Origin of the sequence: Solwaraspora sp. WMMA2080 (assembly GCF_027497395.1) — a bacterium.
Lineage (GTDB): Bacteria > Actinomycetota > Actinomycetes > Mycobacteriales > Micromonosporaceae > Micromonospora_E.
The window spans coordinates 2,807,198-2,821,013 of the sequence record NZ_CP114910.1 but is presented as its reverse complement, the minus strand read 5'-3'; the positions used below and the strand labels follow the sequence as shown (position 1 = coordinate 2,821,013).

At 68.5% G+C, this 13,816-nt stretch carries 10 protein-coding genes; 6 read left to right on the top strand and 4 right to left on the bottom strand.

All coding sequences use genetic code 11. From position 1 onward, the window contains the following. Window positions 1-68: 68 nt before the first annotated feature. On the top strand, window positions 69-623 hold the full coding sequence (gene cyaB, locus O7543_RS12715) for a class IV adenylate cyclase (RefSeq protein WP_281553631.1): 555 nt from the start codon (window positions 69-71) through the stop codon (window positions 621-623). Window positions 624-741: 118 nt separating this feature from the next. On the opposite strand, the gene O7543_RS12710 is transcribed toward cyaB, so the two are convergent. Further along, complete coding sequence (locus O7543_RS12710) at window positions 742-1,398, bottom strand: HAD family hydrolase (protein WP_281553632.1); 657 nt, start codon at window positions 1,396-1,398, stop codon at window positions 742-744. Between the two features lie 81 nt (window positions 1,399-1,479). Here O7543_RS12710 and O7543_RS12705 point away from each other — a divergent pair, with 81 nt between their 5' ends. After that, entirely contained in the window at window positions 1,480-2,043 is a 564-nt protein-coding gene (locus O7543_RS12705; protein ID WP_281553633.1) for an NUDIX hydrolase, read from the top strand. 767 nt (window positions 2,044-2,810) lie between these two features. Here the strand turns inward: O7543_RS12705 and O7543_RS12700 are convergent. Next, window positions 2,811-3,994, bottom strand: a protein-coding gene (locus O7543_RS12700; RefSeq protein ID WP_281553634.1) for an IS3 family transposase whose coding sequence is annotated in 2 segments (ribosomal slippage) — window positions 2,811-3,727 and window positions 3,727-3,994 — 1,185 coding nt in all. Because the reading frame shifts where the segments join, the coding sequence is not laid out codon by codon here. 720 nt (window positions 3,995-4,714) lie between these two features. On the opposite strand from O7543_RS12700, the gene O7543_RS12695 reads away from it, so the two are divergent. Beyond that, a complete protein-coding gene (locus O7543_RS12695) occupies window positions 4,715-5,608 on the top strand; it encodes a replication-relaxation family protein (protein ID WP_281553635.1) in 894 nt (297 codons plus the stop codon). A gap of 278 nt (window positions 5,609-5,886) precedes the next feature. On the opposite strand, the gene O7543_RS12690 is transcribed toward O7543_RS12695, so the two are convergent. Together O7543_RS12690 and O7543_RS12685 are read right to left on the bottom strand one after the other, a co-directional pair. Then, on the bottom strand, window positions 5,887-9,534 hold the full coding sequence (locus tag O7543_RS12690) for an AAA domain-containing protein (RefSeq protein WP_281553636.1): 3,648 nt from the start codon (window positions 9,532-9,534) through the stop codon (window positions 5,887-5,889). Next, window positions 9,534-9,911 (bottom strand): hypothetical protein, encoded by a 378-nt coding sequence (locus O7543_RS12685; RefSeq protein ID WP_281553637.1) that lies wholly within the window; start codon window positions 9,909-9,911, stop codon window positions 9,534-9,536. Before O7543_RS12685 ends, O7543_RS12690 begins: the two co-directional genes overlap by 1 nt. A 249-nt stretch (window positions 9,912-10,160) precedes the next feature. Between O7543_RS12685 and O7543_RS12680 the strand changes: the two genes are divergently transcribed. From O7543_RS12680 to O7543_RS12670, 3 genes are all read left to right on the top strand, one after another. Further along, window positions 10,161-11,138: a trypsin-like serine protease gene (locus O7543_RS12680; protein ID WP_281553638.1), complete on the top strand. Its 978-nt coding sequence runs from the start codon at window positions 10,161-10,163 to the stop codon at window positions 11,136-11,138. A 135-nt stretch (window positions 11,139-11,273) separates the two neighbouring features. Next, window positions 11,274-11,741, top strand: coding sequence for a carboxypeptidase-like regulatory domain-containing protein (locus O7543_RS12675; RefSeq protein ID WP_348650104.1), 468 nt, complete (start codon window positions 11,274-11,276; stop codon window positions 11,739-11,741). Window positions 11,742-12,052: 311 nt separating this feature from the next. Then, the gene (locus tag O7543_RS12670) at window positions 12,053-13,789 is read left to right on the top strand and encodes an RICIN domain-containing protein (RefSeq protein WP_281553640.1); all 1,737 of its coding nucleotides are present in this window, start codon (window positions 12,053-12,055) and stop codon (window positions 13,787-13,789) included. Window positions 13,790-13,816 lie beyond the last annotated feature (27 nt).

Below are 13,816 nucleotides of genomic sequence, written 5' to 3'. Positions count from 1 at the left end.
GCTCCTTTCCCGCCGCTGTCACAGGGCTGGCGACGCATGCCCATGCCCAACCCCTGTTCGTCACGGAGGTGTTCCATGCGCGACCTGCTCCCGTCCGTACACGACCGGCTGTTGTACGCCTCAGGGCCAGACTCACCGACATCGGCGCGAAACCCGCCGAGCCCACCCGACAGGTCGACGCCTACTACAACGCCCCGCACCGCGACTTTCTCGCTCCGACGGTGATCTCTGAGTGGCTGCGTATCCGCAACGAAGACCACGGAGCGTCGATCAACTTCAAGCGCTGGCACCCCGTTGATGCCATCGTCAAGACCCATGCCGACGAGTACGAGACCCGTGTCGGGGATGCCGAGGCCGTCCGCCTCCTGCTGGAATCTCTGGACTTCCAACCTCTCGTGACTGTCGACAAGACCCGCGAGGCGTGGACCCTGCCCGACGTGGAGATCGTCCTCGACCACGTGGTGGACGCTGGCGACTTCGTCGAGTTCGAGTTCAAGGGTGAGGCCGTGGACGTCGGCGACGCCACGCAGCGCCTGAACGCGTTCATCGCCTCCCTTGATATCGAACTGGGCCAACCGGTCAACAAGGGCTATCCACACATCCTTCTCGGCCGCGACCACTGACCGCCAGGACCTGCGGTGGCCACCCACGCCGAGCTCGCCGCCCACGCCTTCTTCTGATGAGCCGGTTCGTCGAACGCGCCGCCGCCCTCGCGACCAGCCGGGCTGCTCTTCCGGGGAGCTACGCGGCCGACTCGTTGTGCCTGCGTACCAGCTCGGGCAGCTCGGCTAGCGAGTCGAGATGGAAGAGGCAGCGGCCGCTGATGGTCTGGTCGTCGAGGATATGTGCCCACGGTCCGCGTCGTACCAGGGCGGTCGCGAGCCCGGCCGCTTGTGCAGGTCGGATGTCGTTGTCTAGCCGGTCGCCGACGTACAGCACCTGGGCGGCGGGGCAGCCGGCTTGCGCGACGATGCGATCGAAGAACGCGGCCGAGGGTTTCTCGACGTTCCAGCCGTCCGAGGTGCCGATCACGTCGACCGGCAGGTCCAGCGCGCGCAGGATGGTCTCGGCCCGGGCGGTCTGGTTGCCGGCTAGGCCGACCTGCACGCCCAGCTTCCGAAGAGCCGCCAGGCAGGGCCGGGCATCGGGGTACAGGTTCTCCTCGGAGAAATGCTCCGGCGGCCCGGCATCGGCCCGGCGCTGCCGCTCCTCGGCGAGGTCGAACCCGGGCCGGAACACCTGGAACGTATCCCGGTAGTCCAAACCACGGGCGATGACCGCGCCGAAGACGGCCGAGAAGGTGTGCCGCGGGACGCCGAGCCAGTCCGCCCAGGTCCCGTACTCACGGGACTCGTCGACGATGGTCTCGCCCACATCGAAGAACACGCTCGCGATCACCTGGCGATTGTGCCTGGCGCGTCCAGCCGGATCAACGTGCATCGCGAGTTGGACCAGCAACGCGGCGATAGGGTGCGGTACATGGGAGCCGGTGCTCGGCGGGCGAGTGAGTGGACGATCCACGACGAGCGGGTCATCGACGACACGAGGCGTGCCGTGCTGAGCGTCGCGGACGTCGAGCTACCCGACGGCGTCCGGTTCGAGCAGTACGTACTCAGGGTGCCGTCCGCCGCGATGGTGATCGTGCTGGACGAGGCCGACCGCGTGCTGATGATGTGGCGGCACCGGTTCATCATCGACCGGTGGGTCTGGGAGTTGCCGGGCGGCTACCTTGACCACGACGAGGACCCCGTCGTCTGTGCGGCGCGGGAAGTCGAGGAGGAGACCGGCTGGCGGCCCAGGACCATGGAGCCGCTGCTGGGCTTCCAGCCCATGGTCGGCACCATCGACCAGCAGAACATCATCTACCTGTCCCGAGGGGCCGAGCCCACGGGCGCCGCGCCTGACATCAACGAGACCGCGCGAATCGGTTGGATCCCGCTGGCCGAGGTAGAGCAACGAATCCACGCCGGGGAGATCGTCGGTGCGGGATCTGTCGCTGGTCTGCTCGCCGTGCTGCTGGCCAAAGCGACAGGGCGAATTTAGGCGGATTGGAGTAGCGGCCGTACGCGCGCGGAGACTCCTGCACCGTCGGCAGCCCGGCGTACGGCGTGAGGCGGTCCGCGAGAGTGGCGAGGTATGCGTGCGCCCGTTCGGAGCTCAGACTCTCAGCGGCTTGTGCTGCCTGCACCCCCACCGCGTCGGCTTGCTCCGGCTCACCGGACTGCACGTGGGCAAGCGCCAACGATGCCAGGTTGAACTGCTTGCCGCAGGCGTGCCTTAGCCGAGCGCGGCGAAGCAGCGTCCGAACTTGGCCGAGAGATTCGCTTCGTGGAAGTAGCCGATCCACTGTGGGTTGCTCGTGTTGTCCGCGCGGTCGAAGGTGCGTCCAGCGCGGGCGAGCGCTGCCGGCCCGGCGTCGGTGCAAGCCGGATGAACGTCGCCGACGAATCGACATCTCACATATTGAGACAAGAGTTCATGCGTGTCAAGACTTTCTCGCCTTTCCGGGCGGCATCTCCGTCCTGGCCAATGCGGATCCGAGTCGCCCGGTCCGGGGGAGTCCTGCCGGGTCCGGAGGGGCCGTGATCTCGGGCTGGCGATGGTGGTTGACGGGGTGCTGCTGGTGGGGCGTACTGGGATGCGTGCGACCGTTCGGTGGTCTGCCTGCCGGGTTCGATCGGCTGGTCTGGTGGTGCTCCTTCGCTGGGCGTCGTCGATCGTTGTGAGCCGGGTGTGGGTAGGCCGTCGATGGTCATGAGCGACAGGGTGAGGGGCCTCGCGTTTTCCGGACAGTGGTTCGGCCGGTTCTTTCACGCCGCGATTTGAAGGTTCTCGAACTCTGCGTGGACTTCCCGGGGAGGTCGGTAGCCCACCGCTGAATGCAGACGCTGACGATTGTACCAGAATTCGATGTAGGCAGTAACGTCCCGGCGTGCCGCCTCACGAGTGGGATACTTCACACGCGACACGCGTTCGTTCTTCAGCGCACCGAAGAACGATTCCGCCATCGCATTGTCGAAACAAATTCCGGTCCGGCCAGCAGATCGCCGCAACCTCAGATCCCGAAGCGTTCTGCCGTAGTCGTCCGACATGTAGTTGCTGCCCCGGTCCGAATGAAAGATGGCGTTCTTCCTGAGTTCGCGATTCCGGGCGGCGTTACGGATGGCGCGGGACATCAACGGCGTCTGGTAGTGGTCGTCCATCGCGTATCCGATGACTTCCTTCGTGCAGCAGTCGATGACGGTCGCCAGATACAGCCACCCCTCGCCGGTCGGGATGTACGTGATGTCGCCGACGAGCTTCTCGCCAGGCGCGTCGGCGGTGAACTCCCGGCCGACGAGGTCAGGCACCGTGCCGGACGACGACTGGGTGAGACCCCACCGCCTCGGGCGGGGCTGGCACGGCACGAGCCCGAGCTCGCGCATCAGCTGGCGGACGAGTTCCGGCCCGGCGGACACGCCCTGGCGCCGCAGTTGCGCGTGGACACGTCGATGCCCGTAGGTGCCGTCGGACGCGGCGAACACCTCCTCGATGGCCGATCGAAGGTGGGCGCGGCGGGTGGCGGTCGCGGAGTCGGGGCGGGTTCGCCATTCGTAGTATCCGGACCTGGACACGCCGAGTTGTTCGCACATGAAGTCGACGGGGTAGGCGTACTTCGCGGTGTCGAGTCGCATCGTCTCGATGAACTCGTACAAGCTCGTTACCGAGGGTCCTTCGCGAAGTACGCCGCGGCTTTTTTCAGGAAGCTGTTCTCCATTTCGAGTTCCCGGTTGCGACGTTCGAGTTCCTTCAGTCGAGCGCGCTCGTCGACGCCGATCGGTGGGCTGTCCTGGGCGCCGCTGTTTTCCCGCCGGTACTGGCGGACCCAGGAACGGAGCGTCTCCGGGTGAACGTCGATCTCCCGGGCAACCTGCGACACTGGCTTGTTCGACTGTAGAACGAGTTGCACTGCTTCTTCACGGAACTCTGGGGTGTATGAGCTTATGCGTGCCATCGCGCTTCTTCCCTCGACTTTCCTTACAGGGTAACCTTATTGGCTCCCTGTCCGGAATCCTCGGGGCACCTCAGGGGGACCGTCATGAAGGATCTTCTCCCGGCTGGGTGAGCCGGTGGGTGGCCAGCGCCGTTGGTGACTGACCGCGTCGGTGTTGCCCTGTCTCTGAACTGTGCTCGACCAGTCCCTGCCAAAACCGGCGGCGTGTCGGTTCGGCTGCTCGTCGCGCATGTCTTCCTGCACGTCTGCGTTGCCGCATGGTCGTCCCTGCTTCGGGACGGCTCGTTCCTTGGCATGTCCACAGTGGTGTTCGTGCTGCCTTGCCCTCGGAGTGGGGGCGTTCCGCCGCTACCGCTGCCCGTCGGGAGCCGCCTGCCGCCCGGCGGGCGCGGTCTGCGGCTTTCATCCATCCGGTGCCGGATCCGCTGGCGTCGGTGTCGTCTTCGACAAGGAGTTTCTGTTGTTGTTCCCCCATGATTCCGGCCGCTGCCGTGGCTGGTGGCGGTGACAGTTTCCGGCTTGACCCCCGTTCGGGGGTCGGGCTTGCCGTCCGGGTTGGGGTCGGTCTTGGACCGGTCCCCCGGACGGACGCCTGGTGTGGTCTCACACCGCAGGTCGGGCGGTCTGCCGGCGAGGGCTGGTTGTCCTGCGACAGACCTGTGCTGGTCTCGGGTCTCTCCCCCTGGAGTCGTATGCGTATCGGAGAGGAGGTGATGGTGTATGGATGATCCGGTTCTGCGGGTGCAGTCGCAGTTGACTGCCCGGGATCGGGTGTTGCTGGGCTGGCTCTACGACCACGGGGTGCTGACCACGTTCCAGATCGCGTACGCCCTGTTCCCGTCGCTGGATTTCTGTCAGCGCCGGTTGCTGACGTTGTACCGGTTGCGGCTGGTGGGGCGGTTCCGGCCGCAGCGCGCCGACGGCGGCTCGTACCCGTATCACTACGTCATCGACCAGCTCGGCGCGGAGGTCGTGGCCGCTGGCCGTGATGAGCGGCCACCGCGTCGGGATCATGCCCGGGTGGAGCGGCGCCGGTGGACGTCGAGCCGGACCTTGGAGCACCGGCTCGGCGTGAACGGTTTCTTCACCGACCTCGCCGGCTACGCCCGCATCCACCCTGAGGCCCGTCTGGTGCGGTGGTTGTCGGAGGCGGCGTGCCAACGCTCGGGGGCGTTCACGCGGCCGGAGGATCCGGGTCTGGTGCGCGCCTTTCAGCCTCGGGTACGCCCGGACGGCTACGGCTTGTGGACGGTGCGGGGTGTCGGGGCGCCGTTCTTCGTGGAGTTCGATACTGGTGGTGAGCAGTTGTCGGTGCTGACCCGCAAGCTGGCCGGCTACGAGGAGTTGTTCGGCAGGCTGGGGCGGGTGTGGCCGGTGCTGTTCTGGCTGCACTCCGCCGCCCGGGAACGCAACCTGCGCCTGCTGTTGGCCGACACACCGCCGCTGGTGCCGGTCGCCACCGGAGCCCGCGACCACGCCACCAGCGCGGGCCTGAGCCCCGCCGGGGCGGTGTGGGCCGTGGCCGGCGGCGACGGACAACGACAGACGCTCGCCGACCTGGCGGTGTGGGTCGTTGACGACCGTAAGTATCGACGCTTGGTCACTCTCGGCTGATACCCGAGACCTAAACGGTGGCACATCCGGCTGCTCGGCGCGCGGGAGCCGCCGGACCGGTTGCCCTTCGACGGGACCGTAGCCGCCCCGGTGGACGCCACCGGCGCAGCCCTCGGGGTGGTTCTCACCTTGTCGTCGGCGGGTGGGCGACGATCGCGGCGTCGGGGCGGTGAGCCATGACATGGCCAGACGAGATCAGGGCTCGGCGGCGCCGAGGGAACCCACACAGTTGTCCCGGCGCCGATCTGACGACAACGACGGTTCCCTTGACGGCCGGATCAACGTACGAACTGGAGCGGGCCGACGGCGAACTCGCCGTGGCCAGCCGCATCCGGGTGACGGAGCTGCTCGGACAGTTCGGTAGCCACCTGCTCCGGTTCGGCCAGACAACGCCACGCGGGCACCCGGCGGACGGTGCCGTGGTGGGCGGCGACGTCGAGGCGGGCAAGGACCTTGCGCAGGGCGCGGCCGGACGGATCGCCGGCCGGGTCGTCGACGTACACGGCGATTTCCCGACCGGCCTGCCGGATGACGAGATCGGCGGTCTGCCCGGCCACGGCGACGTCCCGTCGTACGGCGACTCCGGCCTCGCGTAGGGCACGGTGCAGCTGATCGGCGGGCCCTGGGGCGGCGTCCGGCAGCGCTGCGGTCGACCTGCGGCCGAGGGCCACGGTGGTGAGCAGGCCCCGTTGGCCCGACCACCACGACCGGTCGCCGACGACGACGAGCTGGGAGCGGGCCCGGGTGATGGCGACGTTCCACAGGTTCGTCTGGTGGGCGAGCCAGTCCCGGGTGCGGTCACCGATGCCGTGGGCACCGACCGGTGAGACGACCATGATGTCGCGTTCGCTGCCCTGGAACCGGTGGATGGTCGCGCAGAGCAGGTTCTCGGCCAGGCCGGCGGCATGGAGCGCCGACTTCAGGCCGCGCTGCTGCGCGGCGAGCGGCGTGACCACTCCGATGGATGCCTCCGGAAAGGCCGCGCGAAGCTCGGCCACTTCGGTCACCACCGCCGCGATCTCGACGTCGTTGCGTCCGGACCCGGTCGGTCCGTAGCTGAACGTGCCCGGTATGTCGCGCCACCGTACGGCCGGTTCGGCGGGCGCGGTCAGTCGGGCCGGATCGGTCAACACGGTGAGCCGGCCCTGGTACACCTCCCGGTTCGGAGCGTCGACGATGTCCGGGTGGCAGCGGTAGTGCTCGTCGAGCAGATAGGCCGAGCCAGCCGCTGCGGCGAACGCGTCGTACGCCGAATGGCGTGCGTAGCGCAGCCGTCGGGTGTTCAACCATCCGGTGCCGAGCCCGGCCTTGGCCTGCTCGGCGAGATCGTCGGCCTCGGCAAGCTCGACGACGGGTGGCAGCTGCCGGGGGTCACCGATGATCAGTGCCCGTTTGGCGCGGTACAGCATGGGCAGGATCGCCGGCACGGTGCACTGCGCGGCCTCGTCGATCACGACGAGGTCGTACATGGCCGGTTCCCGCCGTATCCATCGCACGGACAGCGCCGTGACGGCCCAGCCCGGCAGCACCCGGAGCAGCTCCGGGAAGTAGGCCCAGCTGTCCGGCTTGGCCTTGGCCATCTCGTCGGCCCGGTTCTGCAGCAGCCGGCCTCCCGACGTCACCCGACGGGCGATCTGGGCGCGCAGCAGGTCGATGCTGCGCCGGGGCCGCTCGACGCCGATGAGTTCGGTCAACCGTTGCCAGGACGTCTCGGCGGCGGGCAGCGCGTCGGCCTGTCGCCGGCAATCCCGCCACCGCAGCTCGATGACGGCACGTTCACCGAGGGCCCGGATGGTGTCCGGGTCGCCGGTGCCGTGCCGACGCAGCCGCCAGCGATACCACCAGCCGAGCCACCGGCTGGTCAGCGCACGGTCAGTGAGCCGGTACAGCCGCGCGAGCGCCGCGTCGTCGTCCGGCAGCCCGGCCGTTGCGGCATCGCGGCCGGCACGGTGTTCGTGGCGCGGCCCCGGTCGGCGCTCGGCCGCGAGGTCGGCCAGATCGCGTTCGAGTAGCCGCTGATCGTCCAGGCTCTGCCGCAGGCCGTTGATCTCGTCGGCGATCAGGCGGAGTTCGTACAGCGGTGTCCGATCGTCGGGCGCCAGGTGGCTTTCGGCCGACGGGTACGCGGCGATCAGGTCGGCGATGTGCTTCGGCTCCTGCAGCCGGTGCTCCTTGTTTCCGGTGCGCAGCACCAGCCCGGGACCGACCAGCTCGCCGACCCGGCCGAACACCGCGTCCACCGCCTGGTTGCTGGTGGAGCCGATCAGCACACTCTGGCCGGCGGCGGTGGCGGTGGCGAGCAGCGCGGTGACCAGTTGACTCTTGCCGGTCCCCGGTGGACCCTGCGCGACGGTCAATGGCTGCGACATCGCGGCGCGGATGATCTCCTCCTGCGCCTCGTTGGCCGGAGCCAGCGCGACGGTCGCGATCGGCACCGGAGCCTCCTCGCCCGGGCCCGCCGCGAGGGTTGCCAACGCCGTCCGGTCGATGAGCCGGGGATTCTTGATCATGCCCTGGAGGTCGACGACGAGCTGCTGCTGTGGCGAGGCCTTGGCGTCGACGGAGTAGAGCAGTGCGGCGTTCTGCACCCGGTCCAGTGGCCCGGGACGCGGTGGGCCGACCAGCGCCATCGGGTCGATGTCCGCCACCGGAGTCAGACCGAACGTCTTCATCAGCAGGTCGACGGTGGCGGTGAGGGCCGCCGGGTCACCGGGTACGAAGACCTGTCCGACCCGTTGCAGCAGTTCATCGGACTCCACGTCGGACAGCTGCAGCAGGTCGAGCAGCGCCGGGCCGGGCCGTGGCGGGAAGGAGGCGTGCACGACGTCGTCGGTGCCCACCGTGACGTCGCAGATCAGCAGCGGCGTCAACCGTACCGGCTGCTGCCTGGCGGGTCGGACCGCGACGACCGGATAGCCGTACTGCAACTCCTTGCCGTCGGCGCGGGCCCGGGTGGCCAGCGCGGCGGCCCGGCCGGTCAGCCGGACCGGGGAGGCCGCCGTGAACACCGCCTCGGCACCGGTCGGTGCCGGAGCGTACGTGCTGACCGCCTGTGGGTCGATGAAGGACCGCAGGGCGGCCGAGCGCTCCATGCAGTTGACGTAGTAGGTGACCAGGCGGCGCCACTGGTCGGCGTCGAACGGGGCGTCGTCGGCGGGGCTGGTCGGGCCGGCGTCAGGTCGCGCCCGGGCGGCCGCCGAGTCCGGCGCGGTGACCAGCCGGATGGGTTCGGTCACCCCCTCGCTCGATTCGACCGGCGAGTGCTGCCGACGTCGGGCCATCTCGGTCATCGCGTAACTGGCGAGGTCGTTGGTGGTGACCCAGCCGTCGGCGGACCCGTCGGCTGCGCCGCGCAACCCCTCGAGCAGCACCTCGGTGAACACCGACGGCCGATCGGACCCCTGCGCCTTCGACGCCTTCATGTGCGTGCTGGAGGTCAGGACGAAGGTGCCTCGTTCGCGCTTGCCCCGGCGAGGTTCCTCCCGTACGCCGCCCCGGAACCGGTGCCGTGCGGTGAAGGCTCCGGAGAAGCAACAGTCCAGCAGGACGACCTTCTGACTGGCCTTGGTGCTGTTCAGCAGATGCCGCAGGGTGCCGTCGACATCGAAGGCGGTGGCGTGCAGCTGCCCGGCGTGGGAATCCGTGGCGGTGAGAAACAGCGACTCCCGGTCCTCGTGCAGCACGCCGTGCCCGGAGTAGTACAGCAGGGCCAGGTCGTCTCTGCCGCACCGGCCGTAGAACTCCTCAACGACCTGGCGTAGGTGTGCGACCGGCAGGTCCAGTTTGGCGTCGACGGTGTCGAAGCCGCCGCTGCCGTCGAGTAGCGTCTTGAGCTGGGTGACGTCCTGGCGTACCGAGGGCAGCGCCGGGAGTCGCCGATCGGCGTGGTAGCTGGCTGTGCCGAGCAGCAGCGCGTGCCGACCCATCAGCGGTGGCCCGCTTCGATCGCGACCCGTACCGTCTCGATCAGTTCGGCGGTCTCTCCCCGCGTGGGCTGGTCGATCGTCAACTCGACGTCGCCGACGCGTAGCTGGATGCGGCGGCCGGTGTGGCGTTGCAGGAACGCCACGATCACATCGACCAGCGACTGTACGTATGAGGGGTCGACGCTGGTCAGTACGGTGACGGCTGCCAGGGCCAGCTCCGCGATGCCTTTGCTCGCCGGATCGGGGGCGAGCGGGATGCGCCGTACCTCCCCGACCTCACGAAGATCGCCTGCCAGCTCCTCGGTGAGCTGGTCGAGCACGAAATCGTCATCGCCGGTCAGCGGTGTGAAAGCGACCTCGACACGTACCTGCGACACGCAGCCTCCTCCTGTTTCGCGACGAGAAGGCTACGGAGTCGCCGATGCGGCCGGGCGCGTCTGTCGGCTATCCGATCGTACCGACAAACCAGTCAATGCCCGCCGTCGATGATTTCATCGACCTTGGTCGAATAACTGTTGGTTCAAGGACAGAAGTCTCGCCAGCGAGGAGGAGACGATGAAGATTCACCTATGGGAGTACGTCCGAGTAGAGGCCATCGGACACCCACCTCATCATCGGGAGGTTCCATGGAAAACAGGGCGCGCCGGACGCTCGGTGTCCTCGTCGCGACGGCGGCGTTGGCGCTGGCTGCCGCGGCGACACCCGCCGCGGCCACACCCACCAGCACCGTCGACATGGTCACCCCGGTCTCCGACACGGGCGGAACGATCAACCCGGCGGTCCTCGCCGAGCGGATCGACGAGACGATGGTACGGGCCACCCGTCCTGCGGCGCGGCGCGGCGCTGACGGGACGGACCGAGGGCCCGCCGCTGAGGTCGAAGGCAAGACCGAGCCGGGCGAGATCGGCATCAGCAGCATCATCGGTACGGACAACCGTTACCAGACGACCCCGGCGGACTGGTGGCCGGCGAGCTCCACGGTCCAGATCACCCGTACCTCCGGTGGGGTCACCCGGGGACACTGCACCGGTTGGATGATCGGTGCCGACACGCTGATCACCGCCGGGCACTGCGTCTATCCCCGTAACGGCACCGCGTGGTACCCGCGCAACGAGTTCACCGTCTGGCCGGGACGCGACGGCGGTTCCACGCCGTACGGCTCGTGCAGCGTAGCCAGCCTGCACTCGGTTGCGGGATGGGTGAACAGCTTCATCAACGGCTACGACTACGGTGCGATGAAGCTCAACTGTACGGTCGGCAACAGCACCGGAACCTTCGGGTTCATGTGGACCTCCGCCAGTCAGAATGGCACGTCGACCTACAACCGGGGCTACAGCGGGGACAAGTCCTTCGGCACCCAGTGGGCCAGCTCCGACCAGATCCGGGTGACCCAGTCCACCGAGCTGTTCTACCACCACGACACGGTCGGCGGTAACAGTGGCGGACCCGTCTACACGTACTCCGTGACCGACTGCGGCCCCTGTGCCGTGGCGGTGCACGCGCACGGCCTACACGGCAGCGGTGCGCCGAACAACAACCACAACAGCGGACCGCGGATCACCGAGTCCGCGTTCAACAACTTCATCTACTGGCGGGACCTGTAGTACGAAGTCGACAGCCGTCCGGTGACCGCACAACCCGGTCGCCGGGCGGGGGTCGGCGCGGCGCGACGAGCCGCACCTCACCCAGAGTTCTGATACTCTGTGTGATCAAACAATGACGTGATTCGAGGACTGGCCATGAAACGAGGACTGGCCATGAAGTCAGTACGACGTGCGCTTCTGCCGGTGCTGATCGTCAGCTTGCTGGTGGCGGGCTGCGCGACTGAATCATCGAATTCGCCCGGACCGTCGGTGCCGACCGGCCCGGACACCCCCGTCTCCGACCAGCGATCGCCTGAGGGGCCCTCGGCATCGCCGGGTACGGTAGCTGGTCGCGGTACGGCGATCATCGAGGTACGGAACCCGGCGGGGGAACCGTTACCGGTGATCCCGGTGGAGGTCCGTACGGTCGGCTGGCCGATGCCCGCAGAACTGTCCGAGGACATCGCCCGGATGACCGACGCGCGTGGCGAGTACGCCTGGACCGACCTGCCACCGGGGGAGTACGAGTTCACCGTACGGGTTCCGGGCGAGGACGTCGCCGCAGCCCAGCGGGTGGCGGTGGTGGCGGACGAAACCAGCCGGGTGCCGATGACCCTCGGCTGAGCGGGAGCGCGGTGACGCCGTGCCGGGGTGCCCGCCCGTCCCACCCGGCGAGCGGTGCTGTGATCGATAACACCATTGGCCAGCCGGTCCGGCGCGGATGGTGATCACCGGTAGGTTCCTGCCGGTGCCGGCCAGCTGTTCACTAGGAATCTACCTCGATTATCGCTGCCTCCATTCGTCCACACGTATCATGCGAGCGATCCACCATGAGCACTCCGTGCCCTTGCGTCGGGCTCGGACGGTGCCTCTACCTGGTGCTGGCTGAAAGGTGTGGGACCGGTGTCGAACAAGGCGTGCCAATGAGTATCTCGATGAGGAGTCAGGTCCGGGTCCTCGCGGGGGCAGTCATGGGCCTGGTCACGATGGTTGCCCTGACCGCCTCGGTGGCACCCAGCCCGGCCGACGCCGGTGAGCCGCTGCCCGGCACCAGGGTGTCCGACGCGGATCTCCGGCTGCTGACCGAGGCCGCCAAGTCGTGTCCGACCTTGACCCCGGCGCGACTGGCCGGTCAGGTGATGGTCGCGTCCCGGTTCTCGGGGTTGCCGGTCGAGGCGGTGCGCTCGGTCGGCGGGCAGGGCGTCGCCGGGTTGGTGCCGACCGTGTGGCAGAAATGGGCGCCGTGGGAGGAAGCGCTGCCGGCTGACCGGGAAGCCAGCGTCGCCGCCCTCGCCCACCACATGTGCCAGCTGGTCGGCCAGCTTCGGGTGCTGCAGATCGACGGCGACCGGTGGCAGTTGGCGTTGGCGGCACACTGGGTCGGTATCGAGCCGGTCGTCGACGCCGGGGACGTCCCGGCCGGTGCCCAGGAGTACATCGATACCGTGGAGCGGTACGCCACCTGGTACGCGTTGCAGCCGGACTTCGGCGGCAGTGGTGACGCGGCACCCGAGACGTTCATGCCGGCCGTCGTGCGACTCTCCACCGATACCGCGCCGTTGCCGGTGCCCGATGCGTACCTCGAACTGATCCAGACTGCTGGTGCCGTCTGCCCGCAGCTGCCTCCGGCTCGGGTCGCCGCGCAGCTGATGGCGACCTCGGCGTTCGATCCGCAGCGGCTCGGCCCGTTGGGCGAGCAGGGCATCGCGCAGTTCCTCCCCCAGGTGTGGGTGACCTACGTGCGGCCGTCGGCGACGGCGTCGCCGTGGGTCCCGGCCTCGGCCGTTCCTGCTCTCGGCGAGGCCATGTGCGCGCTCCTGGAGGCCATACCCGGAACCGGGTCAGACGACTACCCGCTGGCACTGGCGGCGTTTCTCCGCGGCGACCCGACGGTACGCAACCTGGCCGACGTGCCGGGCGGCGACGGGATTTCAGCCCTCGCCGAGCAGGTGAGCCGATTCGAGACCGAGTACGCCAAGGACTCGCGGCTGACCCCGCCTGCCGGTGCCTCCCCATCGGCGAGCCCGACCACCGAGCCCAAGGCCGAGCCCAAGACCGAGCCGACCACCGGTGCCACGACCGCACCACCTGAGCAGCCGGCGCCGACGAAGCAGCCGACGAAGCCGAGCAGCCCGGCGCCGAGCGCCTCCGACCAGCCACCGGTCAAGGCCAAGGACGCCGACGGGACCAACCGTCCGTACGGCCCGTTCTTCGTCTACAACCTGGGCACCGAGATGTGCCTGGACATCCCGGGGACCGGCCCCGGGCCACGCGACGGAGCGGTTCAGCAGAACCTCTGCTACGTGCACAGCCAGGACAACCAGGAGTACGCCTTCGTCCCGCGCCGGGTCGATTCCGCCGGCAACCAGCTGTACTGGGTCCGTAGCGTCACCTCCCAGTACTGCCTGGACCTGCCCGGCCTCGGCTCGGTTCCGGCGGGAGCCAGGGTGTACGAGACCGGCTGCTTCGACGACGAGAACCAGTACTGGCGGCTGCAGCCGACGGTGAAGTCCGGTGACACCCAGTTCTACCGGCTGATCAACACCGCCTCGAACCTCTGCCTCGACGTGCTCGGCACCGCGACAGGTGGACTGGACGAGCGTATCGAAGTGACTGTCTGTAAAGGTAACGACGACCACGACTGGGCACTGATCCGACGGGTGAACTGGTGACCGGGTCACCGGCCCGGGCGGCGGACG